Raw genomic sequence first — 26000 nt, 5'->3', positions numbered from 1 at the left:
GGTCTTTAAAATAAGCTACCCACTTCGTAATTTCAGGGATATACATGTTCCGGCAAGGTATTGACCCAATAATATGAGGGAAATTCCGGCTCCCTTTATTATTGACTTTACGCTTTTGGTATAAAGTTCATCCGCTTTTACCCATGTTTTTTGCTTAACCAGTCCACTGACCAACCCTCCTTGTCATATAAATGACATTTCTAACTCAAACTTTCTGTGCTTATAGCCTCAGTTATTTCCGAAGGAGGAATATGGTTAATCTAGTACAATCTTAGCATGTCACATGACCATGAAATTTCTTAATTCCTAGAATTTCTTATAAGATTTTAAGTAAAAAAGAAACCTACATCATAACTGACCGCTCAACTGCAGTCAGTTATGATGTAGGTCTTCCAAGTAGACAAACCTAATAATTAATTATAATGGCGGCTGCACCAATAACAACTTCCCAAGCTGGATCACCGTTTGATCATACCAATCTGGATGCTGCCGAACATGCTCAATACTTCGTTCATTGCCGCATGCCTCAAACACAGCCGCTTTGTCTGTCTTCTCGGTATCGACTTCGAAGCGAACCGTATGTTTCCCATTCGGGAGCTCCGGCAAAAATACATACTGATTACGATTATGATCGTTGTGTAGTGTGAATCGATCGACAACAAAGGGTTCCCCACCATCCACCGACACCTTCAATCTCCCAGAATCCGGCCCCCCGATATCGAATAACCCGATGTGGGTTCCCTCGAACTGCACCGTAATAGCCTCTCCAGGATCGACTGCTCGCCACAGGCCGGGAAACAACCAATTGTACTCGCGCACTAAAGCACAATCATCGGGAGTCATGTAAGACCATCCTGCGGAAAAATCGGTAAGACTATCCAGTGACTGCATGGTCGCATACTCCCAAGGATTAGCCGGGACCAACGGATTCTGAGGTAAGTGATGTACTGACCTTCCCGGATGATCTTGAAGTTCTCTAATTTTCTCAAATGACCGGGTGATCGTATCCGTGTAAATCTGGTGTCCTTCGGGAATAGTCGGATGGATCGAATCATGTGTAAAAACAACGGCTCCGGAAATGGACACGTCTTCCCTTGAGGTAAAAACGAGTTTTCCCTCCGACACCAAGTGACTGACGGCTACGCCCAGATGAATCGAAGGAATACCGTAATAGTCGGCCACTTCCTCTTGCATTAGAGCCCCCTTCTGGTATTCCCCAGACTGAAATAAGGCCACATCCCGCTCCTTCAGCGTATAAACGAACAGGATATCGGTAAACCGGCTCCGCTTGCGGATCTGACGGACAATCCCTTCGATCCGCGCCTTGGATTCGGGATCTCCACCATCATTACCAACAAATTCAACAAATACTAGATCAGGCCGATGACGCAGTACATCTGTCTCTAAACGGGCACAGCCCAAATCCGATCCTGTCCCATTAATGCCTGCATTCACAGAGCGGATATCCGCCTTAGGATATTGCTTACGAAGCCAATCCGCCGTCATGACCCTGTAGCCTTCAGAACGCGTATTACTGCCGCCGAAATAGACGATTGTTACGGTATCCCCATTTTCCAATTTTTGAATTATATTGGGGAGCCCTTTACGAGGGAATAATTCCTTCATCGTGACTTCACCTGTCCTCATTTATCGATTTTAGGAGCAAACCATTTTACAGCAAACACTTCAAAATAAGGCGAACCATAAGTTGCACAGAAATTAATCCGGATTCGGGTTACACCTTTTGCATCCATCTTATGTTTATTCAACGTGAGATAATTTCCACGAGTTATGATTGTCCTCTCAGTTCCGTCTTCTAAGGTCAAGGTCATATCATAATCTTGGATAAGGGACTCAATCGGGTCGTTGAAATGCTCCAAATCCAGCTGCGAATTGAAAACAAGCTGGATTTCGTCCAGATTTTTGGGGCTGGCAAAACAGAATTCCAACCATTCCTGTCCATCCGTACGTTTAGAAATCCAGCCGTTCGGCAGACCATAAGGTCTGGAGAAGCCGTTAACGACATTTTCAGGACTATACATATTCTGGGATGGTAACAGATCCTTGAAACAAATGCTCTTATTAAATTTCTTCAGTCTGGACGGCTCTTCCGGTCTATAATAGAAGCTGACAGCTCCTGTCATTTTCTCTTCATTGCCGTATACGGCAAGGCTCGCTGTACCTTCCAATACGATGTAGATTTTGTCGTCAGCCGGTTTCCTGCAGCTCAAGTCTAGCGTAATCCAGTCGTCATTACCGGCTGCAATAACCATGCGGTAGTCTTTCAACTCGCTGGTGGGAATATAATTTTCCTTCCGTTCCCCGCCAAACAGCTTCACATGCAGTGTTTCCGAATGCTCGGACCTATTTTTAATTTTGATCCGTACGCTTTCAGCCACGGATGTCTGAATCGGCAAGACCAAACATAACCCTTTCTCCAAGGAAATCACTTCGGATGGATGAAGATTGTCATAGCAGCGCTGAGACGAAGCACGAATAGTTAAACCGTCAGCGAAGTAAGGATCCAATTCCTCTTGAAGCCCTACAATCGTTTGCCCGTCTCGAAGCAGCAGCGCCTGCAGCTCCCCCATATGAGATTCGACTATGGCCGCGGGGTCTATCTCATATTTCAAGCATAACGAAGCAGCCGTTCCAACCGCCTGCCCCATACAACCGCAGGTTGCCATTACCCTTGTAGATCCGAAAGCCACATGGGTAGCACTTATATTGCGACCAGCGAACATGAGATTAGGAATATTTCGTGAATATAAACTGCGGAAAGGGATATTGTACAATCCAGGCACGAAATTCCAAGCTGTAGCCGGCCCCTCATCGTAGATGCCCTTATTAGCATGTAGATCCATATACCATCCACCGACGGATACAGCATCTTCGAAATGCGGCTTTGCTGTAAGATCGTTCTGAGACAACATGTGATCCCCAATAAACCGCCTCGACTCCCGCTTTCCTGGAATCGGGCATACATAATCCAAGATGAGATTGTCCACATCATCAAATTCGCCGCTATTTTTGATATAATCCCAAATCCCGTACACCAATTTTCGCAGCTCCAATGCGATGTCTTCATTATTCTTGATAATATCCATATGTCCGCCGTATTCCAACCACCACAATCCGCCAAGCCCGTTGATTTTTCTTGGAAAAGCCCGATGGTTTAAGCCTTTTCTGATACTATCGAAAAAGGCCAACTTCGTAATATCATACGCAAAGCCAGGTCTTTGGTATGGAACGGAATATTCTACGTCACGGGCTTGAAACAGAATCGTATCGCCCATGGTGTAATGGTCCGCCAATTCAGGAGCCAATTCTTCCTTGTATTCATGCTTCGCCTCTCTCCCCCATCGGAAGAGAGCCCCTGCCTGATATCCGACAATTCCATCTCCGGAGCAATCGATATAGGTTCGGCTTTCAAAACGGAATTTTCTTTCGGAAGCTAATTGAAGGCCCTCCACCCATTTAATTCTGCCGTTCTCCATGCCCGTTTCGTGCACGCATGTATTCAGAAATAGAGAAATGTTTGCCTCACCATAGACCATATCCAATAAGACCGTATCCGAAAGCGTAAGCATAAGCTTCTTGTTGTATAACGGATTATAGTGAAAAATCTTCAATTTGAGTTCTTCCACCAATCCGCCCTCGCGTGCATAATAGGATGGACTGTTTCCGAGATATGCCGACCCGTTGATATGAACCCTGACCTCGCTGCTCGCATTTCCCCCAAGAACCGGTCGATCATTAATAAGTGAAACCTGCAGCCCTTGGCGTGCGGCAGCAATGGCAGCGCATATCCCGGCAATACCTCCGCCTACGACGGTTACATCTGCTTTAATAAGCTCCATTTTGATACCCTCCATGATTAGATCCTTCTATCATGTTAAGCCTTTTGAAGCCCTTTTTTTTACATGATTTCGCGAAAAAATTATACATTTTTTTGCAACGTTATTTGGATTCATACCGTGTCATTTTTATCCGATATTGCTTAGGAGTATCACCTGTATATTCTTTAAATAATTTGCAAAAATAACCTTCATTCACAATTCCTACTTCCTCGCACAATTCCAATAAAGAATAATCCTGAACATTTAATAGCTCGAGAGCTAATTGAATTTTTTTACGATTGATGTAGCTGATAACGCCCTCGTTCATTGTTTTTTTGAATAAACTGCTAAAATACGATGGAGCTAAATTCACTTCCTCGGCAATCGCCTCGAGCGTTAATCTCTGTGTCAGGTTTTTCTCTATAAACCGTATAGCACTCATAATTTCTACACGATGTAAAAGTTGGCCTGCGTGTACATATTCGAAGGTGAAATCGCCAATATAGGCAAGCTGCTCCTGAAAAGCCATAAATTCTATGGGAAACTCCGCTACTTCCGTCGTCAACTTGTTCCCCGATTTAAATTTCACAGTAATGTCTCTGTACAAGTCTCGTAGCATAGGCGCCATGATGGACTTATGGATTTTATGGTCCGTAACAAATTGGTTCAGATCAGCAAATGCTTTCTCCAGCTCTTCCTTGGAAACCTTTCTTTTCACCCCAGCAAGAAATTCAGCCAGTTTCTGCTGAAATTCTTCTTTTCTATCATTATGGTAATGGAAGCGATGCATAGGTGTTTTTACTACTTTCTCTGTATGATAATAGAAATCATCACTCACATTTTGTGCTTCCGTGTAAGCTTGTTTGATGGATTCCCAGCCTCGGTGCGGACCTCCAAAAGCGACAGATACCCTTTGATTCAAATATTGATGCAAATGGGAGACGATTTGACTACCCAATGAATGGCAAGCATATTCTGTGTCCATATCGCTGCGATTATTTTCCCAGGAAAGAAAGCCAATAAAACGATTATCGGATAGATCCGCAGCTACACCTCTGCCACCATTCACCACAGTTTCTTCGATTATATTCGTAATCGCATATTTCAAGATGTTTTGATCAGACGCTGAATATTCGTTTCGGAAACTTTCATACATATTCATTTCAACAATGAAGCAGCAATAGTTGCCTTGAAAGAAATGGAACTGCATGCGATTGGCAAAATCCGATGCCCGATGAGAAGGAATTTCGCCTCTGATAAGCTCGTTAAAAAATTGCTTGCGGACTCTATATTTATTTTCAAGCACGGATATGTTTAACGATTGAAATTCCACTTCTCTTTTCTTAACCTCATTTAAAATCCCGGCTGCCTTACCTAAAGCTCGATCCAAATCCGCGTCCCTAAGCGGAACCTTAACGATGTACTCCAATACGTTCGCTTGAATAGCTCTCTGGGCGTATTCAAAAGATGAATAGGCGGTTAAAAGAATGTATTGGGTATGGGGAAGTTTTGGTTTTAGCTGCTCAATCATGGAAATTCCATCCATTCGCGGCATAACGATATCAGATATCACGATATCCGGCTTAAGCTTTACGATCTCCTCTATCCCCTTCAGCCCATTATTCGCTTTTCCCACTAAGTGAAATCGCCTTTCCCTATGGGAGAGCCCGTTAAAAAACAATTCCAATCTCTGAATGATTAGATCTTCATCGTCAACAATAAAGCAGGTGTAGTCTCTCACCATCATGCATCTCCTTTAAATAAGCCTGCTGGGAATAAGGCGCGAACCCGGGTTATTTCCTTAGGTATGCTTATGATTTGGAGCCCAAACTGTTCTCCGTAGTGAAGTCTGATTCGGCCATGAATATTATTTAACCCGATTCTTTTCCTTTTCACTTCCACATCACTTGGTTCTGAAATTAAAATATGCTTTATTTTATCAGTTGGAATACCCTCGCCTTGATCAACTACTTCTATTATGACGGTGCCGCCCTCCCTGCACGCATGAATAGTAATTGGGCCTTCGATCCCCCCTCCGTTATAACCATGGAAGATGCTATTCTCCACAAGGGGCTGCAGCAGCATTCGAAAAACTGGAAAATCTATTAACCCTGCTTCGATATTTTCAATCAAGTGGAAGTTCCTGTTATAGCGGATATTCTGGATCGCGATATAGTCCGATACATTTTGCAATTCCTGACGTAGTGAAACTTCTTCCGAAGCTTCGGCTATCCCATATTCCAATATTGAAATGAGAGACTCGATCACCACATCTACTTTCTCTATTTGTCCGAGTCGTATGACATTGCTGATAGAACCAAGCGTGTTATACAGAAAATGAGGGTTTATTTGAGACTGCAGCACTTGAATTTCAAGCTTCCGCTCAAGTTCATTATGAAGCTCCGCTCCCCGAATCAGTTCCACAATTTGCTGCAGCATACGATCGAATGCAAGGGAGAGATCTCCAAACTCATCGTTTCGGTTAATTGATATAGTAGTTGTTAGGAGGCCTTGCTCCACCCGCTTCATTTTTGTTTTTAGCGCATAGAGTGGGGTCCTTATATATTTGGCAATAAAAAAGGAAATGAACAGGCTTAAGAGAAAACCTGCAGCTAGAAGCCCGATATAATAGGTTTCCAATCTGGACAAAGCAGCTTTCAAGCGTGATTCATCGTTGATCGAGATGATGGTCCAGTTGAATTTCTCAGTCGGTTTTTTCAGAAGGGAGACCGGAATACCATCCTTAGTATGCAGTTGAAGGCTTGTTTCTGTAGTATCCAGAAGTTGTTCCGCTGACGTTTCCCCGATTGAAAAAGTATGATCTTGAATATTCAGTGGTCCTTTATTTTCCGAAAATCCGGCAATGATTTTTCCCGATGCGGTGATTAGAGCCAAATTCATTTGTTCTTTTTTATTAATCTTGAACAAGGTTTCTTCAATGGCATTTAGATCCAAATCTACCGCAATGGCCATAGGAAACGGAGCGCCGTTCAGATATCGAACCATCGTAACTGTCCAGCCGGAATATTTAGATTTGTAAGGATCACTGACAAATGTAGTCCTTCTGTTCTTGTCAGCTGCATCAAACAAAGGTTCTCTTTCAGATAAAGGTTCATCGAATATTCGGGTAGGTGTACTTCCGCCTAGAATGGATAAATCGCTTTTGATCAAATAAATATTACTGACGTAATTACTGTTGAGTTCATACAGCTCTCTTAATTGCTTTTTAATCACGTCCGTATTGTCAATGTTGGCTTTCACCGATGACTCGACCGAGAACAGGATCGTCTGGAAGGAGGAAAAATTAACTGTGAAATACTGGTCTATCTTGTCAAGTATTTGGTTAGTGTAATAAATGTCAGTGGTTCTTATTTCCTTTTGGACATAGCGATAAGACAATTGGCTTATCAAGATTATGCAGCTTAATACAAATGCAAACACGATAAAAAATAATTTTAAAGGCAAGCTGATTCTTCTTCGCATCGATCATCTTCCTTTTAAATTCTGTATTAAACAAATACTAACATATGACAATAAAGAGAGGGGCTATTTACAGCCACTCTCTTCGTTTAAAAGATAAGAATTTATATGCTTCACGCATAAATGTTCCTTATCTTTCTCGCTGAAACGGTACCGTCCTTTAAAAGGACGGCGAAGCCGTTTCTACTTGATTTACTTGATTAAGCCTGCTTCTTTAAATTGTTTGATTACTGACTCCTTATATCTCTGCATGTCAAACTTGGTTTCCAGTGTATTGAGGAAATTCTCCCAGTTGGAAAGAGGTTCTTTGCCAGTCATAAATTTGACCAAGCTTTCATTAATGTAACGTTGGCGGTCAGCTGCCAATGAATCGCTCGGGTCTTCAGTCAATAAATTACCGGGCAAAGTAGCCGTAACGTATTTCTGATTGTTCTTAAAAGCTTCTGCCGTCTTAGGATTCTGGAAGCTGAAGTACTCAGCATCATCACCACGACGCGGCATTCTATAATGATCGACCCATAGGTACTTATCTTTCATTTCCTTCGATAATTCGGAGGTTTTATTTTTGATCTTGCCGTCAACCAAATCCCAATGAATCCCTTTAATTCCGTATGCAAAATTCGGATAGGCTTCTTTGTCCGAAAAGAGATAATTCAGCATGGACAAGATACGAATGATTTTGTCCTTATCCGCTTTCTTGGATATGGCCCATGAATTGCCTTGGAACGATTTTCTCTCTACAATTTGATCACCATAAGGACCTATCATTGGAGGAATAACGATCCATTCCGGCACCTCTCCACTGATTTCTTTCATTTTCTGCTGATAATCTGGTTCCAGCCTGCGGGCATCTCTTATCATGAAGCCAACTTTACCCTTAAATAACTTTTGGTCCAACAAATCGGGAGTATTCATCGTCACCCAGTCTGGATCTACAACTTTGGCTTCCATCATTTTATTGATATAAGTGAGCGCTTCTTTCATTTTTGGATCGGTGAACAGGAACACCGGTTTATTGTCTTTCACATCAATGGCTGAGGGAGGATTGACGCCAAACATCCACATCAAACTATCGAAGCCGTAGGTTTGCAGATTGCCTTCTTTATTCATACCGCCTATGAATCCGTACGTATCGTTTTTGCCGTTACCGTCCGGGTCTTTCTCTGTAAAGGCTTTCATAACTTCGAATAGCTCGTCAGGTGTCGTTGGCACTTCCATATTCAGCTTTTTCAGCCAATCATTGCGGATGAAGAAGCTTCGACTGATACCGTTTACATTATCATAACCTGGAACTCCAATGGTTTTTCCTTGATAGGACATCGCCTCCCAGGAGTCGTTGCTAAAACGTTTCTGTAATTCAGGAAATTGATCCAGATACGGTGTCAAATCCGCAAGAACGCCTTGGTCATAATATTGCGCCAAATCAGCCCGGCTCTTCAAGAAGATCAAATCTGGAATATCTCCGCCGGCAATGAGCGTATTTAATTTAGTCGTTGCTTGCCCTGATTGAGGAATCATCATTTCCAAGTCGATATTCACTGCTTTCTCCAACATTTGGCGTTGGATATCTTCTTCACGGGGAGGAATCGGCGCAGCAGCGTTGAAAGTACCTTGGTTAAACATCGAGATTTTCAATTTGGTTTCAAACTGATTAGGCTCGCCTTGCGAATTACTCGAAGCTGTCGATTTAACTTCTTTTTGTTCGCCACATCCTGACAATACCGTTCCCACACTCACTATTGCTGTCAGAATAGCAAATGTTATCGCTTTACGTTGCATAATGACCTCTCCTTTGCTTCTATATTATCACGGTTTCCCCGTAACAACTCAGGTTGGAATGCTTTTTAACCCTTAACCGATCCCAAGAGCACACCTTTGGTAAAATGCTTTTGCATAAATGGATAAACGATCAAAATCGGAACCGTAGTCACGACAACTGCAGCCATTTGCACAGCGAACGTACTAACAGCTCCAGAATTGGCAAGCGAATCAGCACTTTGTGTTGCGACGTTAAGCAGGATGTTGCGCAAGATAACTTGAAGCGGCATTAAGTTGGAATCATTGATATAAACAATAGCATCGAAATAACTGTTCCAATGCCCGACTGCGTAAAATAAGGAAATTGTGGAAAGGACGGGCAAGGACAGGGGTAAAATGATCCGCCATAACGACTGAAGTTCACTTGCACCGTCTACCCTCGCTGATTCCTCGATTTCAGCGGGCAATTGCTCGAAAAAGCCTTTAATGATCACCAGATTAAATGCACTAATGAGATGTGGGATAATCAATACCCATGGACTGTTTAGCAATCCCAGAGAGCGGATTAATAAATAAGTCGGAATTAATCCTCCCCCAAACATCATGGTAAAGACGATGAATAGTAAAAATGGGCTTCGCCCCGGCAAATATTTTTTGGATAACGGATAAGCCGCTATTACCGTGAAAAACACATTAAGCACAGTGCCTACAATCGTTCGAAACAATGTAATTTTATACGCCTGCCCGATACCATGAGAAATGAATACTTCTTTATAGGCTAGAAAGGTAAAGGATTCTGGTATAATAACAATTCCTCTTCTTAACACTTCCGATTCTGGCGTCACTGAAACAGCAACCACATATAGAAAGGGTAGTAAGCAAAGTAGGGATAACAAAATAAGAATAGAATAAACGACTGCTTGCCAGACTTTTTCCCCGATTGTCAAATTGATCATTTTGATAACCACCTCACCAAATTTGCCCATCGAATTTTTTGGCGAGCTTATTCGCTGCCAACACTAAAACAAATCCGATGACCGCTTTAAACAATCCCACTGCAGTAGCCAGGCCAATCTTAAGACGCTCCAACCCTTCACGGTATACCCATGTGTCGATAATGTCGATCTTCTCCTGATTAAAGCTGTTGGCAAACATAAATATTTGGTCAAAACCAGCATCCAGAATATGGCTTAATTTAAGGATCAGCATCAGAATCATAACTCCTCGAATGCCGGGAAGTGTTACATGCCATAGCTGTCTCCATTTGGAAGCGCCATCAATCCGGGCCGCTTCATATAAACTTGGATCGATTCCAGCTAATGCTGCAAGGTACAATATAGCTCCCCATCCAATATCCTTCCATATTTCAGATAAAATGATCAGCAGTCTGCCCCAGGCAGGTTCCGTTAGAAATGAGATGGGTTCAACACCAAATTCCTTCAAAATCATGTTAAAAAGACCATCCCCTGGGGCTAATAATGCTACCATCATTCCATAAACAATGACCCATGATAGAAAATGGGGCAAATAAGTGATCGTTTGTACGATTTTCTTAAACCATTGGGTATAAACTTCATTGAGCAGCAAAGCAAGTATGATAGGAGCTGAGAAACCGAACAATAGCTTATACAGTGATATGATAATCGTATTTCTCATGATGTCCCAGAAATAAACGCCGTTCATAAAATCTGTAAAATTTTTAAATCCCACCCATGGGCTATCCCATAGTCCCAAAGCTAGGTTATAGTTTTTAAAGGCAATAATGATTCCCGCCATAGGAATGTATTTGAATACGGCAAAGTAAACTAATGCCGGGAACAAGAGAGCGTACATCACTTTATACTTTTTTATCGTTCTTATCCATGAATTCCGCTTTTTGGGGAGGGGAATGGCGTCCGCTGCCAATTTCGCTTGCATATCATCACCTCGTCTTTATTTGTATTTGTATAATAGCATCCCCCTATTGGATAAATTTCTGTAATTTCAAGAATTTCTTATAAGATATTAAGTAAGTAAAGCCTTGGATAATTCCAATACAATAGGCTTTGACCCTAACTCCATACGAGGATCGAACAACTATCTCGGTGCACAGTACCGACGCATTGCAGCGCGCAAGGTCGCTTATTATCTATTAACTCGCGGTGAAGATTACCGTGATTGGGGGTCCATTATTTTGAGGCGAGGCAGCAAGAGATGATCGTCAAACAATCTGTGCGTAGGCTTGAAAAGCTAGGCTTTACCGTTACAATATCCAACCCCTCTGCTTCATAACATCCATCCACCTCATACAAAATGAAGGCTCAGCTTTTAAAAAAACAAGTCAGCCGCGCTTAGTTTCATATTGCTATTTTTGAGTGTCCAGCGTTAATGATATTCAGGGTAGCTTAATGAAGTATCGTGAGTTCTTTTCAATCTAGAACTTTATTTTCCTTTAACACTTATTTCTATTAGATATCCAATTCGCAAGATGTTGGTTTTCGCTTTATCATAAATAGGGAATCTGAATAAAAAGCCTACAGAATATTAGTTTCTGTAGGCAGGGGAGTTAATTTTTATTCACTTTTCGCATGAGTCGTGGAGTTTTTTGAGCTTTTATGATCCATCACAACAATCGTTCTAGGTTTCTTGTAACCCTACTTCTTACCCGCACCGGCTATACCCGCAGTTGCTGCAGGTCTTACATCCTTCAATGTTAACCAGCGAGGCGCTGCCGCAGGATGGGCAGAGGTCGCGGGAGACCGCCCCATGGCTGTGTGCGGCATGGCCGCCGTGGCCGTCGTCCGCTACTGCCGCAGATGGTACGCTCGATTTCAGCTCGGCGTTCAGCACTTCGTTGAAATCCTCCAGCTCCAGCGTTGCCGCGATCGGAGCGGGCACATGGTCGTCATGTGCGTTGTTCAGCACATGCGTTTCCAGTGCCTTCGCTACCGCGTCGGCGATGGACTCGACGCGGTTCGCGCCGAAGCCGATGGCGCCGGAGCCGCCGATGCCCTTGAGATGCTTAATCAGCAGCTCTACCTTCTCGCCGTGGTCGCCGTAACGGAGGAACAGCGAGCAGACACGGCCCAACGCTTCCGCCATGGCGAAGACGTCGGAGCCTGCTTTGCCGACATTCAGGAAGATTTCTGCCGGAATGCCATCCAGGTCGTTGATAGTGATATACGCCATGCCGAATGGCGTGTTGATCTTATAGGTTGCGCCGCGCAGCACCTGCGGGCGTTTCTTGTACTGCTTGTCGACAACATTGGCATTGGCCTGTGGCGCAGGGCTTGCTGCCACAACCGCGCTGGCCGGTGCAGCTTCTACTGCCTCCGGTGCAGCCGTTTCCGCTGCCGGAGCCTCTTTCTTGTCTTCCTTCTTCGTGGTTTCCAGCACTTGCACATCGCGGCTGCCGTCGCGGTAGATAGTTACACCTTTGCAGCCCAGATCGAAGGCCATTTCGTACAGCTCGGCAGTTTCTTCAACGGTGAAGTCTGACGGGCAGTTGGCGGTCTTGGAGATCGAGCTGTCCACCCAGCGCTGAATGGCAGCCTGAGCACGGATGTGATCTTTAGCCGACAAATCCATCGAAGTTACGAAATAATCAGGCAGCTCTTCACCCGGATGGGCTTCCAGCCATTCCTGTGCAATCGGCACGAACTGCTCGTCGTAGCCGAGACGGCTTTGACGGAAATATTTGAAGGCAAAATAAGGCTCAATACCAGTCGAAGTTCCTACCATTGTACCGGTGCTGCCTGTAGGCGCCTGGGTAATAACGGTAACGTTGCGCATGCCGTGCTTGCGGATGGATTCACCCACCTCCGGATAAACTTCGGTGATGTTTTTCATAAATCCGCTCTGCAGATATTTGTCGGTATCGAACGCCTGGAACGAACCCTTCTCGCCGGCAATTTCCGCTGAGGCCAGGTACGCTTCGCGGGCCATAAAGCCGTATAGCTTGTCCAGAAACTCCAGCGATTCCGGACTGCCGTAGCGGATGTTCAGTTTGATCATCAGCTCAGCCAGACCCATAGTTCCGAGGCCTACGCGGCGTTCCAACTTCTGGTTGGCTTCATTTTCCGGGAAATGATACGGCGTCTTGTCAATGACATTGTCCAGGAAACGAACAGAATAACGGGTAGTCGTCGCCAGATCGGCCCAGTCCACATCATGATTCTCCGCATCGTAGAACTTCGAAAGGTTGACGGCGGACAGGTTGCAGACGCCCCAGCCCGGAAGTCCTTGCTCACCGCACGGATTGGTGCAGATAATCGGATTAAAATACCAGCTGTTGGACATTTGGTTGTAGTATTCCATGAATACGACGCCCGGCTCTGCCGATTTCCAGGCTGATTCAATAATCGTATGCCACACATCGCGTGCTTTAACTGTACGGTAAGGAATGACCCGGCGGCCGTCCGCTTTCCATTTATCAAGGTCTCCGTCCCAAATCGTATCATAATCAGGGTCAGTCGTATCCGGGAATACGAGCTCCCAGTCGAGATCCTCTTTAACAGCTTTCATAAAAGCGTTGCTGACGCATACTGAAAGGTTGGCATTGGTCACTTGACCCATAGTTTGCTTTACAGTAATGAAATCAACCACATCCGGGTGCCAGTCATTGATCATCAGCATCAGCGCACCACGGCGGCTGCCGCCCTGCTCAATCAGTCCGGTCGTATAGCTGAACAGCCCGCCCCAGGAGACAGAACCGCTGGATGATCCGTTCACACCTCTAACGATGGCACGGCGGGGACGCAGCGAAGAAAGGTTAATCCCCACGCCGCCGCCACGGGCCATAATCTCGGTCATTTCCGACAGTGTCTGCATAATTCCGCCACGGCTGTCTTTAGGCGAAGGTACTACATAACAGTTGAACAGCGTCAGCTCTTCACTGGCACCGGCACCTGCGGCGATCCGGCCGCCCGGTACAAGCTTCCAGTCATCGAGAATGGAGCGGAACTTGCCTGTCCATTCTTCCTGAAGCTCAGGCGTTTTCTCTACCGAAGCCATGGCGGCTGCGAGCCGGTCCCACATTTCCTCCGGAGTTTTCTCTATATTAAGCGTAAGCTTTTCTACATCCGATTTCACCAGTTCACCACTGCGTGTCTTCACGGTAACAATCCGTCCGCTGCGCTCCACAATTTCGCCAACTTCCTTGGTAGGGAATTTGGGATCGTCTTTGGTCAGGACGAGAACAACATCGCCTACTTTGGCATTATTGCTGTCCGCATCCTTCCACGCATACCGGTCCAAAAATATTTTCTCGCTAAGGCCCTCAAGGCGCTGCTTGCGTTTCACTGTACTCAATAGAAAAACCTCCCGGATGTATGATATGTAAATCTTCCGTTCCATGATGTGGGCTTACGTTTTGTGACCCACAACAAAAACTTCCAGCTGCCCTGCTTGTGCAAAGGAAGTTCCTCTTGTCAATAACAAATAACCGTCAAATGCTCTGATAAATCAATATTTCAAGCATTTGTAACAATATATTGTGTGCGTCAGCTTTTAAACTATACCACATATTGTATCGGAGGTCTTTTTCGATATAAGAAGCCCCGTGGCGAAAAATCGGCATTCATGACGCCTTTTCTCACTCTTGCTCGTTTTTTTATAAAATCAGAAACTAAAAGTTTCATCTGCGGGTGAGTGAATCTTTAATATGCACAACTCTTTCGCAATCCATATCAGGTTATGAATTCTCTCTTTTACGCGCATACTACTTCTACGCTAGTTCGATATGATACAGCGCCGGAGGAGGCTGCAACATGACGCAATTATCCCGCAATTCCCTGACGCAAGAGGTCAATACACCCGTACCGCTGCTGCCTGTTCCCCTATCCTTTGAGCGAAACTGGCTGCATGATCTGGAGTCGAGACTGGAGAAAGGCGGGCCTTGGGGAGACCTGAGGTTATCCCGGCTTGCTGTGCAGGGTGAAGAATCGGGCCTTGTCACCAGCTTCGACGAGCTGCAATGCCTGAAGCATTTGTCAGGACTGTCTCCGCTTCCCCACCAGCTTGATACCGCTCATAAGGTACTCTTTGAAATGTCGGGCCGGGCGATTCTCGCCGACGAAGTCGGACTCGGCAAAACGATCGAAGCCGGTCTCGTGCTTAAGGAATATTTGGTACGCGGACTGGTAAGCAAAGTACTGATTCTGGTTCCCGCCTCGCTCGTCCTGCAGTGGGTACGCGAGCTGAACGCCAAATTCGGCATTACTGCCGTAGCACAGAAGAAGTCCTATTCCTGGGGAAATGACATTGTGGTCGCCTCCATGGACACCGCCAAACGTGATCCGCATAAAGAACTGCTACTCGGCAGCGAATACGACATGCTGATTATCGACGAGGCCCATAAGCTGAAGAACAAGAAGTCCACCAACTACCAGTTCGTTCAGCAGCTGCGCAAAAAGTACTGCCTGCTGCTCACCGCCACTCCTGTACAGAATGACCTCGGCGAGCTGTTCAACCTGATCACCCTGCTGAAGCCGGGGCAGCTTGGCAATCAGGGGGATTTTGCCGCTAATTTCGTCGTGGACAAACGCCAGCCGAAGAATGAAGTCCAGCTGAGGGGCGAGCTGTCCAAAGTCATGATCCGCAACCGCCGCGGCGAGGGCCCGGTGAACTTCACCAAGCGCAAGGTCCGCAATATTCCGCTCACGCTCTCACCGGAAGAGAAGGTATTATATGACGGCGTTACCGCCTTTGTCAAAGACCAATATCAGGAAGCAGGCGGCAATCTCAGCAGTATGCTCTCTCTGGTTACGCTTCAGCGTGAGGTATGCAGCAGCCGTGATGCTGTATTCATCACCCTGGTGAACCTGATCAAAAAGCTGCCAGCCGATTCTCCGAAGCGGGAGCGGATGATGGAGCTGCTGCAGAGCATCCGCACCGTCAAGACGAATACCAAAGCGGAGAAAACGATGGAGCTAATCCGTGAAATGAATGAAAAGGTTATCGTCTTCACTGAATACCGCGCCACACAGGAATATCTGCTGCAGTACTTCCGTGAACATGGGCTGCAGTGTGTGTCATACTCCGGCGGGATGAACCGCGGCAAGAAGGACTGGATGATGGATCTTTTCCGTGGACGGGCCCAGGTGATGATTGCTACGGAAGCCGGCGGCGAGGGCATCAATCTGCAGTTCTGCCACCATATGATCAATTTCGATCTGCCGTGGAACCCAATGCGGGTCGAGCAGCGGATCGGCCGGGTCCACCGTCTGGGCCAGGAGAACGACGTGGTCATCTACAACCTCTCCACAGAAGGCACCATCGAAGAGCATATCCTGCATCTGCTGCATGAGAAAATCAACATGTTCGAGATGGTCATCGGCGGTTTGGATGTGATCCTGGAACGTTTCGAGAAAAAGGAATCGCTGGAGAAAAGCCTTTATAAAATCATGCTTGAAGCCCGCAGCGACGAGGAGCTGCGCAGCGGACTTGACGTCATCGGCGAATCCATCAGCGAGCTGACCCAAGGCATACAGAATGAAAGCGAGGCCACCTGATGACCCTTTCTCCGCAGCAAGTCCGCAAGCACGTCATGGATTATCTGGAAGCAACGGAGTGCTCGATCCTTGAGGTATCTCCGCTGCATGTGACAGTGAAGCTCTCGCCGCGCGCCGACCGGATGCTCACCGACCGGCCTTATTATTGGGGGTTCGTGGAACGCACCGGCGTCGATCCGGAGACGCTGTCGTTCACCTTCGTCTTCGACCCGGAGAAGTACGACAGCTTGGCCGCGCAGGCCGCTCCTCCGCCCCGGGCACAGCGGGGCGCGGCAAGCCGCCCTGCGGCCGGGCTTCTGCCGGGCGCAGGCGGCACCCTTGGCGCGGCAGAGATGGAAGCCGGCGCGGACAGCCCGGCGGCCGGTTTCGGGCAGCCGCCATCCGCAGGGGCGGCTTCCCCTGAAGCAGATCCGCAGGACGGCATTCTCGCCCGCTACTTCGGCGTTGTGCCGGTACTGCCGCGGATCGGACCGGGCATGATCCGCCGCGAGGATATAATATACGGCAGCAAGCGGCTGAAGCAGATCTGGGCCGCCGCGCGTGATGAGGGCAAATGTCTGCAGCTGTTCGAGGACCCGGGAAGCAGGCAGCGGATGACGCTGTTCTCTGCGGCCTATGAACCGTGGCTAGGCGTCTGTTACAAAGTAGAGATGACTTGCGATCTGAAGCGGGAAGAGCTGCATTTTATCGGAATTTCCTTAACCAGCGGGGTCATTGCCGCCGACTTTGGCACGAAGCTGAATTCACGGGAATTAACTCCACGCTTGCCGGAGAATATTCACATCCAGCCCTCGGAGCTTACAATTACCGCCGGGGCCGACCGGCTGGAGGCTTATTTGACTTCACAGCTTGCGAAACTGGACTACAGCTGGGCGGAGGAAGCCAGGGAAAGGCTGCGGCTTGAGCTGAGTATCGTAGACATTTATTATGAGGAGCTGCTCAAAGAGCAGGACGAAGAGAAGCGGCTGGCGATCCAGGAGCAATACAACCGCCGCCGGAAGGAGACCTCCTGGCAATACGAGCTGCAGGTTGCAGTTTCTGCCGTAACTTACGGCCTGTTCCATCTGCGCAGCACATAGAATGCGACCCTGCTCGCTAAAAGCAGGCAAAAAAACAGCGGAATTCCCGCAACCCGGCGCGACAGCATGCAACACCCTTTTTAGAGCTTGTCCGCTACAATTAATTTATACCCGTTCCATGAATATGATTTGATTTGGACCAAGAAAGGTGAACGACGACATGACTATAAAATCAAGGCGGAAGGCCGTGCCTGGTCGTCGCGGCCGCTTCCTCCTCATTCTGTGCCTCTGCACAATCGGGCTGTCGGCAAGCTCTGCCTTTCCGGCTGTTTATGCCGCTAAGGACACCCGCGTCACTGTCACACAAGCAGTCTCCCATGATGCGCTGGCCTCACTTGCAATCAAGACGCAACCATCAACGGAATCGCTGCAGGACTTCACCAAGCTGACCATCCGCAAGCTGTCCGCCGATGCTCCCTTCACAAGCTGGAAAGAAGCCCGTACCGACTATTATCCGCTGGGACCGGGCACGCATAGCTGGCTTGTTAATATCATGGACGGCGAGCAGCGCATCGGATACCTGATTGTCTCGGCTACAGAACAAGGCGGTTATATGCTTAGCGAATACGGAACCGGAACCTCCGGGCTGCCTTACAGCTTGACTGATCTGCGCCAGTTTCTGGTGCAGGAGGAACTCATCTCTTCAGATTATTCAGGAAAGCTTGAACTGACGGCTCTTTACGCCTCTTTGCTCCCGGTGTGGAAATTAACGCTCGACCATACGGATATATATATCAATGCTTCGGTACCGCAAGTTCTGCCGTGGAGATCAGACAAAGCAGAGGAGGTCCTGAAGGTACAGTTAGATGGAGTCAATACAATCTCCGGGCTGGACTCGGACTGGTCTCCCCTGCAGACCTACCGGAGTGAAGGTCTGGATGATCCATACGCTGATTTGCAGTGGCTGACCAGCCCCAAGCTGAAGCTGGACAGCGCAGAAAACTTCACTGTTCTGCTGAATCAAAGCGGCAGTCTCGTCTTTCAGTCTGCTGGCAGGAACGATACGACCGGAGCGCCGTTTATGATTACGGGGTATCAGAGCTGGCTGCCTGCCGGTTCCAGCGGGAAGACAAGCGGCAGCAGTCCGGCCATCGTATATGCCGCTGCGGGTCCGAAAGGCAAACGTTACCTTCCTCTCTCAGCGCTTCAACAAAGCGGTACCCTGCACCAGCTGCCTCTAGCCGGCAAAACAGTGATCGGTGCGCTTACAACTTCAAAACGTTAAGCTTACCCTTTGTTAGTACAACGTCTTTCCTGCTAGTATGCAACAAAACAACCTTCCACAGTGCCATATATAGGGCATATTGGAAGGTTGTTTTCAGTTCAAGCTGTACATGCGATTTGCCGGTACTACTTGCACCCGGATCATTTCTTGTCGTTCCGGCTCCATTTGCTCCGCCAGATCGACCATCCCAGCGGCAGCATGCCAAACCATTTCTCTGCCCACGGCTCTTTCTCGGCCTTTCGCCGCGCCCGGCTGGCACGCGGATCTTCGATATAAACGACTACCTTTTCCGTAATATACTTCACCAGTTCATCACCGCTGGAAGCCATTTCGCCACCTCCTGAAACTGAATGCTGAATTTGGGCACTCACCTTTGACTTCTGTCTGTCTGGATATCCATGTTCCTAGTGTGCTCTAGAACAGCTATATCTAAACCGTGATACTGCTTTTCGTATAGCTTTGCCTGTTCCAGCACAATCTAACAAAGTATCCAGTCCGGTCAAAAGATCATTACCGCACAAGGAGGTCATCCACTTGAACTACTTGAACTACCTGAACCAAACCAGAAACCAAACCACCCGGGGAAGCGGGACACTGCGCCGGCTGTTCGTTATCGTGTCATCCGCCCTGCTGCTTATGCTTCCCCTGAGAAATGCAGGAATTGTGCAGGCGTCTCCGGTGCCTTCAGGAGCCGGGGCGAAAGAAGAGCGCCAGCATATGCTCGGCCACGATCAGCGGATCATTCTGATTGATGCCGGGCATGGGGGAATTGACGGGGGGACATCATATGGCACTATCCTTGAAAAGGATATCACGCTCGCCATCTCCCGCCGGCTGTTCCTGCTGCTGCGCAGTGACGGCTTTGATGCGATCCTTAACCGGACCGGCGACTATGCCCCCAGCGATGAGAACCGCTGGCTGCGTAGCTCCTCCCGCCATTTGCGGGACCTTGCCCAGCGCAAGGAGCTGGCCGAGACGCTTCCGGCAAATGTGGTGGTTAGCGTTCATATTAACTGGGCCGCTTCCCCTTCCAAACACGGGCCACTAGTGCTGTACCGTAAGGAGGGCCGCAGCTTCCTGCTGGCGAGATCGATACAGGACCAGCTCAACCATCTCTATGATGTGAAAGAAACCCCGAGGCAAGGCAAGCCGTTTTATCTGCTCAATAAAATAACCGCCACAACAGTGATCGTTGAGGCGGGATTTGTGAGCAGCCCGACCGACCGCGAGAAGCTTTGCAGTCCGCAGGGCCAAGAGGAAATTGCTGAAGCGATTGCTAACGGTATTGCCGGGTATCTTATGGAAGTGTAGGCTTCGAGTTCCATTGCCATTCGTCCCGGACCAGTTCGGAAATGCCTACAAACTCGACACTGTCCTTTATTTCGCCAATGCCGCTGCGGATGCCCGCAGCGGTCTCTTTGCCCTGGATGCCAACATGGCCGATCGTTATACAATAGTTCTGGTTCAGAGCCCTTTCCTGCACCAGCCGCATTTGTTTCACGACATGGCTTGCCGTATGAACATCGTCCAGAAAGATATGATTCTCCACGGGCGGCAATCCGATCTCCCGGGCCATTCTGCCGGCTACCGAACGGTAATTCGTATGGCTGTCCACAAAAAATAATCCGCGTTCCTTGCATACCGCCAGCACAATGCCCATCACCCGCTCATCACCGGTCACCTTGGAGCCCATGTGATTGTTGATTCCCACGGCAAAAGGAACATTGTCCAGTGCAGCCTCGACCTGCTTGCGTACCTCGGCATCGCTCATCCGGGTCAGAACCGCACCCGGACCCAGCCACTCGGGTTTGCCTTGCTTCGGTTCCATCGGCAAATGCACCAGCACATCGAAGCCCAGCTCATGTGCGCGCCGTGCATCCTTCTCTGTAGTCGATAGAAACGGCATTACGGCAACTGTGATCTTAACCGGCAATTTGAACATTTCCTCCGTACCACGCATGTCATTGCCGAAATCATCGACAATGATGGCTACCCTGGCGTGATGTGAAACTGAATCAGCAGATGTTCCGTACGCAGTTGCAGCGGCCGGAACCAGCGCCGTCATCAATGCGACAACAGTAATGAATGGATACAGAATGGTGCGTTTGCCCGTATGATTGCTCTTTTTCAAGAGGATCTCCTCCTTCGATGCTATGGTGCCATTGTTCTCATTGTTTGGAACCTGAAGGAGAAATATGTACGGGACAGGTACGCAATAATTAACAATCGTTATCCGGCCTGCTGCCCCCGGCGGTCAGCGGCAATGATTGCATCATATACATCCTGCGGGGATACCTCAAACGGCATATTTGCCATCGGGCTGTCCGCCTCACAGCTGGCTTGGGCCGCAGTCATAAGTTTCCCCGGCTCCATTCCAGAAAGGCCCATTTCCTTAAGCGTTACAGGCAGGCCGACCTCCCGGCAGAAAGCAACGACGGCAGCGATCTCCTCCTCCGCTGCATGCTCCAGCATCAGCTGCGCCAGCGTGGCGAACGCCACCTTTTCCCCGTGAAGCATATGCCGGCATTCCTCAAGCACAGTCAGGCCGTTATGAATGGCATGGGCGGCGGCAAGTCCGCCGCTTTCAAAGCCGATGCCGCTAAGGTAAATATTCGCTTCCACGATATGGCCGACAGCCGCCGAGGCTATTCCTTTGCGGGCATCCTCCAATGCCATAGCTCCTTCAGCGAGAAGCGTATCCAGACAAGCACGCGCCAGCGCAAATGCGGCGATTGAGCTCTGTCCCCCTGCATGGGTCACAGCGCCGGAATTACGGCAAGCCCTCGCTTCAAAAAAAGTGGACAACGCATCGCCCATTCCTGCCGCCAACAATCTCGGAGGGGCTTTAGCAATAATATCTACGTCGACGATTACGGCATTGGGACTTTGCAGCAGAGGGAGATAGCGGTAAAATTCGCCCTCCTCCGAATAAAGTACCGACAAGGCGCTGCAGGGCGCATCCGTAGAAGCCACTGTCGGAACAATGACCACCGGCAATCCGGTATAACGGCTTACGGCTTTGGCCGTGTCCAGTGTTTTGCCGCCGCCGATGCCCAGAATTACACCTGTCGCGTCCAAGTCCAGCTCCGCAACAATTTGCTCCACCAGCTTTAGACAACATTCTCCCTTGAACTCACGCTGAACAAGCGGCATGGACTCAGCGTCAAAGCTGCTGACGATATCATTTCCGTAGGTAGAGAGGATGTAAGGATCTACAATGGCATAAGCCCCTGTGGCTCCCATTTGTCTGCAATAAGCGCCCAGCTTCGAGATTTCACCGCCGCCTTGAATATATTTTGACGGGGAATAGATGACTTGATTCATTTAAGGTTCCTCCTTTTTCCAATCCTTATCAGTCTAAGGAAGAACCCGCCGCCCGGCAAGGACAAAGCAGACATCCTCTGCATTTTTCTAATCCCCTAATCTATTCAATTGCCCATCTCTCCTTGACTTGGAGCCGGCTCCAAGTTATACAATGAGCGCATCATCCACCGTCAGGCCTAAGGCCACTATTACTGCACTATGAGGAGAGATTGCTATGACAACACAAACACAGCACGGAACCGCGCTGATTACAGGAGCCAACAACGGAATTGGCCTGGAGCTGACCCGCAAACTGCTGGGTGAAGGCTGGGAGGTGATCGCACTTATCCGCTCAGGATTTCCCGAAGATGATGCCCCTATCCTTGAAGCACTAAGCAGCAAGCGGCTGCGGATTTATAAGGCGGACCTTTCAGATTTTCATAGTCTGGGTAAAGCGCTCGGGGAGATTGTCACGGCTGAATTCCGGATCGATCTGCTGTTCAACAACGCCGGCGGCAGCTTTGCGGAATTGAGTTATTCCAAGCAGGGGCGGGAGCTGCACTTTGAGCTGCAAACAGTGGTCCCGTACATTATAATGATGGAACTAAAAGGACTGCTCCTGAAAGGAACTCATAAAACGGTGATCAATACTGCATCCAATGCGGTTCTGACACTGAAGGAATTTAATCCGGATACCCTGGAGCGTCCGTCATCCTTCAAAAAACTGTTCGGCCCCTACGCTACTTCCAAAATGGCGCTTTCACTCTGGACCAAAGAAATCTCCACACAGCTAGACGCTGAAGGAATAATGATCCGCAGCGCAGACCCGGGGGGCAATAATACGATCCGCAGCGGCAAAAAATCGGGTTTACCTTTTTATCTGAAGCCGATTATCAAGCTGTTCTTCCCCCATCCCAGCTACGGGGCCGGTCTTCTGTACAAAGCAGCTTTCGGCAAGCACAGCCATGTGCCCGGAGTATTTCTCGTCAAAGACGAGGTGAGCAACCTGAAGTTCGCCTCCGAGAGCCGCAAGGTTCTGGAAAAAGTGCAGGCCATTTATGAACATGAGTATGTTCCTGCCTACAGCAACTCTTGATAATGAACTGTACAGGCTAGGATGTGTTGAAAAAAATAAAGGGTTCCTCATATTATGAAATAATATGTGGAGCCCTTTATTTTTAACTATCGATCCCCGTTAGCGGAAATGATGGCAATTTAATTGTTGTGCAACCAATCCTTATAGGTATCTGCGCGTAATTGCAGTTCATTATACAGCATACTGGCGTGGTAGCCGTCACAAACGGCATGATGGAATTGTACCGATAATGGCAACAGTATTTTTTTGTCATGCTGAAAATATTTCCCCATTGTAAAGATGGGCAGCAAATAGGTTCCCTCGTTATACACGTTCAGGTTAAAGCCCGTGAAGCTGACCCACGGAATGCTAGAAATGGGGAAGGTGTTAGGTGGTTCGTTCGCTTTAGCGGCAAATTGTTTAACACTTCCGTACATCTTCATATCATCAAGATAGCGGCTGTAGAAATCACCAAAATCTTCACCGTACAAAGTCCAGATGCTTGAAAAAGTCTTATCATCATCATGGAAGATTGTAAAGCTAGGAGACAGGCTGTCCCAATAACCTAACCGGCCTTCAGAATCAAAACATGTGCGAAACTCACTATGGCGGTTTACCACCGTAGTTATCATGTGAATTAGTACCGGGTACAGCTTAATCCCCTTACTCTTAAGTTCTGACAGTAGACGGGTTATGTCAATATTTGACGTCATGCTATAGGTGCATCTGACATTGTTTAAATAATGTTCAAAATAGGGTTTTCTACTCCAGTTATCCATGACAATGTGATTGAAATTCATATATTCTGACCTCCTAAAATTATTGCATTTTTCATTTTAGGAGGTCAGTTCGACTGATTTCACCATATCCTCATCACAATCCTTTTAGCCGCCCAATCTACCAAAATCGCGCAGAAGCAGCAAATTTTCAATCGCAATACTCGCTTTCCACCAGTTTTCGGCGACCGCAAATTCTTTCTCATAAGCAGCCCAGCTCCAAGTCAAATTCCAAACTCCCTCCGGAGTTCGGGTGCTCAATATGTAGTCCAGCTCTTGTTGAACCAACGCTGCGTGATCCGCCGCACCCAAACTATCCGGAGTTTTGATAAATGCAGAAGGTCTGCAGCTGTATCCGTTCCAATCCCCGGCTCCGCGTGCCAGCAGCACTGCGATTTGGGCTCTGGCAGCTACTATTAGCTGCGGATAAGCGAAATGCTCCTCGACCTTAGCGGCAGAGATACACTCCAGCATTGTGAGCACACATTTCAGCGGATGCATCTCTATATCGGGATGCTCCAGAAACCTGCCTGCCAAATCTTTGGCAATTTGCATGCCTTGTTTATAGAGCCGGCTGTCTCTGTCGGCAAATTTGAGGATTGCCCCGGCCAGAATCGCTGTCGGATTATACATACTGCGGGCAGTGCTGTTCGAATCCGTATGCCACCATGGTGCATGAGGGTAATCATTATTGGAGTCCACTACATTCCTCCAGATACCTTCATCCATCTCGGCTCCACTGTCCAGATACCTCATCATCCCTTGAACGATCGGATGGGTCCGGTCATCAAAATGAACTTCCAGTAACTTCTCTACCGCTGTCGCTGTCTGAATCGGTGTGGAGTTTGGATTCCATGAGTCGGCTTCAAGCGCATGTCCAAAACCGCCGTCTTCATTCTGATAAGCAGCTAAGGCCTCCAACACTGCGGACAAAGGCCCTTCTTCGAAATGGAACCTCCATCTGGCGAGATCCAAAGGGCGGGCATTGCGGTAAAACCAGCTGCGAATTCTGTTGTAATCCGTAAGCGGCAAACTCATTATGATTCTCCTTCCTGTAATTAGATCGGTCTGTAAGTCTTTGGAGCTAAAGTATATACTTGTATTAAACAAAACCCGCTATGTAAATAGCTATGACATCACTCATTATTTTTAAAATGACGTACAATCTCTATCTCTGAGTCCTAGAGGAAACATTGATATTACACTTGTGAGGTGACACGATGTTTAAGAAGTTGATAACGGCTATATCCTTGCTACTTGTATTACCGTTTTCCACAACAAATATCTATGCGGCCACTCCGCTCCATATCGTGGCGAATTCAGTTGATTATTCTGCATCTCAATTTATTATTAGGGAAAATCATGTCTATTGCAGTATTGAAACCCTTTCAAGTATGATGGACGCATTGAATTCTTGGGTATTTAAGGATGAAAAATCAGTTAGTTTTGTTACGCATTTTTCCGAAAAGGGAGCATCCGATGAATTTTACGCCTGGTTTTTTAACTCGAAGAAAGTTGAAATACAATCAAAGCAAGCTGAGGAAGAAATTATTAAGAGCATTACAATGAAACATCAAACGATTGTTTCAAAAGATGGAGAAACGCTCCTCCCACTACGGGATGCAATTCTGGCATTAGAAAAGTCTATTTACTGGGATAAGGAGTCGAACAAAATAATGGTAACGGGTAAAATAAGCTATTGAGCGATAACCATTTCTTGGAGGTCAGTGCTTCATGAAAATTCCTGCCGTTATTAAGAGCAGAAGAGAATCCCCCCTCCCGAATAAGGTCGGTTAATACGCCAAGCGTCTCTTCCACTGAAGTCTGCGGGTCTGGACAGTGCAGCTGGTACTGGTTGATATAATCGGTTTGCAGCCGCCGCAGACTGTGCTCCACCTCTTGTCTAATCCACAATCTGGAGTTTCCGCTTTGGTTCAGCCCTCCACCCATGGGCATACCGTTGGAAAATTTGCGG

General features: G+C 47.6%; 20 protein-coding genes. 6 read left to right on the top strand and 14 right to left on the bottom strand.

The genetic code is table 11. The features are described 5' to 3' along the window. Positions 1 to 417: 417 nt before the first annotated feature. The 8 genes from ACQ76X_RS10790 to ACQ76X_RS10755 all read right to left on the bottom strand — a co-directional run bounded on the left by ACQ76X_RS10790 (position 418) and on the right by ACQ76X_RS10755 (position 14411). A complete protein-coding gene (locus ACQ76X_RS10790; protein ID WP_438493878.1) occupies positions 418 to 1626 on the bottom strand; it encodes a GDSL-type esterase/lipase family protein in 1209 nt (402 codons plus the stop codon). Positions 1627 to 1643: 17 nt separating this feature from the next. Then, entirely contained in the window at positions 1644 to 3860 is a 2217-nt protein-coding gene (locus ACQ76X_RS10785) for an FAD-dependent oxidoreductase (protein WP_438493648.1), read from the bottom strand. A 100-nt stretch (positions 3861 to 3960) separates the two neighbouring features. Further along, the gene (locus tag ACQ76X_RS10780; RefSeq protein WP_438493877.1) at positions 3961 to 5583 is read right to left on the bottom strand and encodes a response regulator; all 1623 of its coding nucleotides are present in this window, start codon (positions 5581 to 5583) and stop codon (positions 3961 to 3963) included. Beyond that, positions 5583 to 7322, bottom strand: coding sequence for a sensor histidine kinase (locus tag ACQ76X_RS10775; protein WP_438493646.1), 1740 nt, complete (start codon positions 7320 to 7322; stop codon positions 5583 to 5585). The genes ACQ76X_RS10780 and ACQ76X_RS10775 overlap by 1 nt, the downstream gene beginning before the upstream one ends. A gap of 189 nt (positions 7323 to 7511) precedes the next feature. Beyond that, positions 7512 to 9098, bottom strand: coding sequence for an extracellular solute-binding protein (locus tag ACQ76X_RS10770; RefSeq protein WP_438493645.1), 1587 nt, complete (start codon positions 9096 to 9098; stop codon positions 7512 to 7514). Positions 9099 to 9163: 65 nt separating this feature from the next. Continuing rightward, complete coding sequence (locus ACQ76X_RS10765) at positions 9164 to 10033, bottom strand: carbohydrate ABC transporter permease (RefSeq protein WP_438493643.1); 870 nt, start codon at positions 10031 to 10033, stop codon at positions 9164 to 9166. A gap of 13 nt (positions 10034 to 10046) precedes the next feature. Next, positions 10047 to 10994, bottom strand: coding sequence for an ABC transporter permease (locus ACQ76X_RS10760; protein WP_438493641.1), 948 nt, complete (start codon positions 10992 to 10994; stop codon positions 10047 to 10049). 723 nt (positions 10995 to 11717) lie between these two features. After that, complete coding sequence (locus ACQ76X_RS10755) at positions 11718 to 14411, bottom strand: adenosylcobalamin-dependent ribonucleoside-diphosphate reductase (RefSeq protein WP_438493639.1); 2694 nt, start codon at positions 14409 to 14411, stop codon at positions 11718 to 11720. 413 nt (positions 14412 to 14824) lie between these two features. On the opposite strand from ACQ76X_RS10755, the gene ACQ76X_RS10750 reads away from it, so the two are divergent. From ACQ76X_RS10750 to ACQ76X_RS10740, 3 genes are all read left to right on the top strand, one after another. Next, on the top strand, positions 14825 to 16567 hold the full coding sequence (locus tag ACQ76X_RS10750) for a DEAD/DEAH box helicase (protein ID WP_438493637.1): 1743 nt from the start codon (positions 14825 to 14827) through the stop codon (positions 16565 to 16567). Then, positions 16567 to 17646 carry a YqhG family protein gene (locus ACQ76X_RS10745; RefSeq protein ID WP_438493635.1) on the top strand — a complete coding sequence of 360 codons (1080 nt, stop codon included), beginning with the start codon at positions 16567 to 16569 and terminating at the stop codon, positions 17644 to 17646. The genes ACQ76X_RS10750 and ACQ76X_RS10745 overlap by 1 nt, the downstream gene beginning before the upstream one ends. A 160-nt stretch (positions 17647 to 17806) precedes the next feature. Further along, positions 17807 to 18871, top strand: coding sequence for a hypothetical protein (locus tag ACQ76X_RS10740; RefSeq protein WP_438493634.1), 1065 nt, complete (start codon positions 17807 to 17809; stop codon positions 18869 to 18871). Between the two features lie 140 nt (positions 18872 to 19011). On the opposite strand, the gene ACQ76X_RS10735 is transcribed toward ACQ76X_RS10740, so the two are convergent. Next, on the bottom strand, positions 19012 to 19200 hold the full coding sequence (locus ACQ76X_RS10735) for a YqzE family protein (RefSeq protein ID WP_038589726.1): 189 nt from the start codon (positions 19198 to 19200) through the stop codon (positions 19012 to 19014). Positions 19201 to 19405: 205 nt separating this feature from the next. On the opposite strand from ACQ76X_RS10735, the gene ACQ76X_RS10730 reads away from it, so the two are divergent. Continuing rightward, on the top strand, positions 19406 to 20182 hold the full coding sequence (locus ACQ76X_RS10730; RefSeq protein ID WP_438493632.1) for an N-acetylmuramoyl-L-alanine amidase: 777 nt from the start codon (positions 19406 to 19408) through the stop codon (positions 20180 to 20182). Here ACQ76X_RS10730 and ACQ76X_RS10725 read toward each other — a convergent pair. Both ACQ76X_RS10725 and ACQ76X_RS10720 read right to left on the bottom strand, forming a co-directional pair. Next, positions 20169 to 21002 (bottom strand): divergent polysaccharide deacetylase family protein, encoded by an 834-nt coding sequence (locus ACQ76X_RS10725; protein ID WP_438493630.1) that lies wholly within the window; start codon positions 21000 to 21002, stop codon positions 20169 to 20171. The two genes, ACQ76X_RS10730 and ACQ76X_RS10725, sit on opposite strands and share 14 nt — an antisense overlap. A gap of 98 nt (positions 21003 to 21100) precedes the next feature. Beyond that, complete coding sequence (locus ACQ76X_RS10720; protein ID WP_438493628.1) at positions 21101 to 22195, bottom strand: glycerol dehydrogenase; 1095 nt, start codon at positions 22193 to 22195, stop codon at positions 21101 to 21103. A gap of 214 nt (positions 22196 to 22409) precedes the next feature. Between ACQ76X_RS10720 and ACQ76X_RS10715 the strand changes: the two genes are divergently transcribed. Then, positions 22410 to 23270, top strand: coding sequence for an SDR family NAD(P)-dependent oxidoreductase (locus ACQ76X_RS10715; RefSeq protein WP_438493626.1), 861 nt, complete (start codon positions 22410 to 22412; stop codon positions 23268 to 23270). A gap of 119 nt (positions 23271 to 23389) precedes the next feature. On the opposite strand, the gene catA is transcribed toward ACQ76X_RS10715, so the two are convergent. Together catA and ACQ76X_RS10705 are read right to left on the bottom strand one after the other, a co-directional pair. Continuing rightward, complete coding sequence (gene catA / locus ACQ76X_RS10710) at positions 23390 to 24049, bottom strand: type A chloramphenicol O-acetyltransferase (RefSeq protein WP_438493624.1); 660 nt, start codon at positions 24047 to 24049, stop codon at positions 23390 to 23392. A gap of 84 nt (positions 24050 to 24133) precedes the next feature. Continuing rightward, entirely contained in the window at positions 24134 to 25063 is a 930-nt protein-coding gene (locus ACQ76X_RS10705; protein WP_438493622.1) for a hypothetical protein, read from the bottom strand. A gap of 182 nt (positions 25064 to 25245) precedes the next feature. Here ACQ76X_RS10705 and ACQ76X_RS10700 point away from each other — a divergent pair, with 182 nt between their 5' ends. Further along, on the top strand, positions 25246 to 25728 hold the full coding sequence (locus ACQ76X_RS10700) for a hypothetical protein (RefSeq protein WP_438493620.1): 483 nt from the start codon (positions 25246 to 25248) through the stop codon (positions 25726 to 25728). Here the strand turns inward: ACQ76X_RS10700 and ACQ76X_RS10695 are convergent. Next, the gene (locus tag ACQ76X_RS10695; RefSeq protein WP_438493618.1) at positions 25670 to 25975 is read right to left on the bottom strand and encodes an aldo/keto reductase; all 306 of its coding nucleotides are present in this window, start codon (positions 25973 to 25975) and stop codon (positions 25670 to 25672) included. The two genes, ACQ76X_RS10700 and ACQ76X_RS10695, sit on opposite strands and share 59 nt — an antisense overlap. Positions 25976 to 26000: the final 25 nt, after the last annotated feature.

Source organism: Paenibacillus sp. IHBB 3054 (assembly GCF_051594305.1).
Lineage (GTDB): Bacteria > Bacillota > Bacilli > Paenibacillales > Paenibacillaceae > Paenibacillus_AQ.
This window is presented reverse-complemented; position numbering and strand designations above follow the sequence as displayed.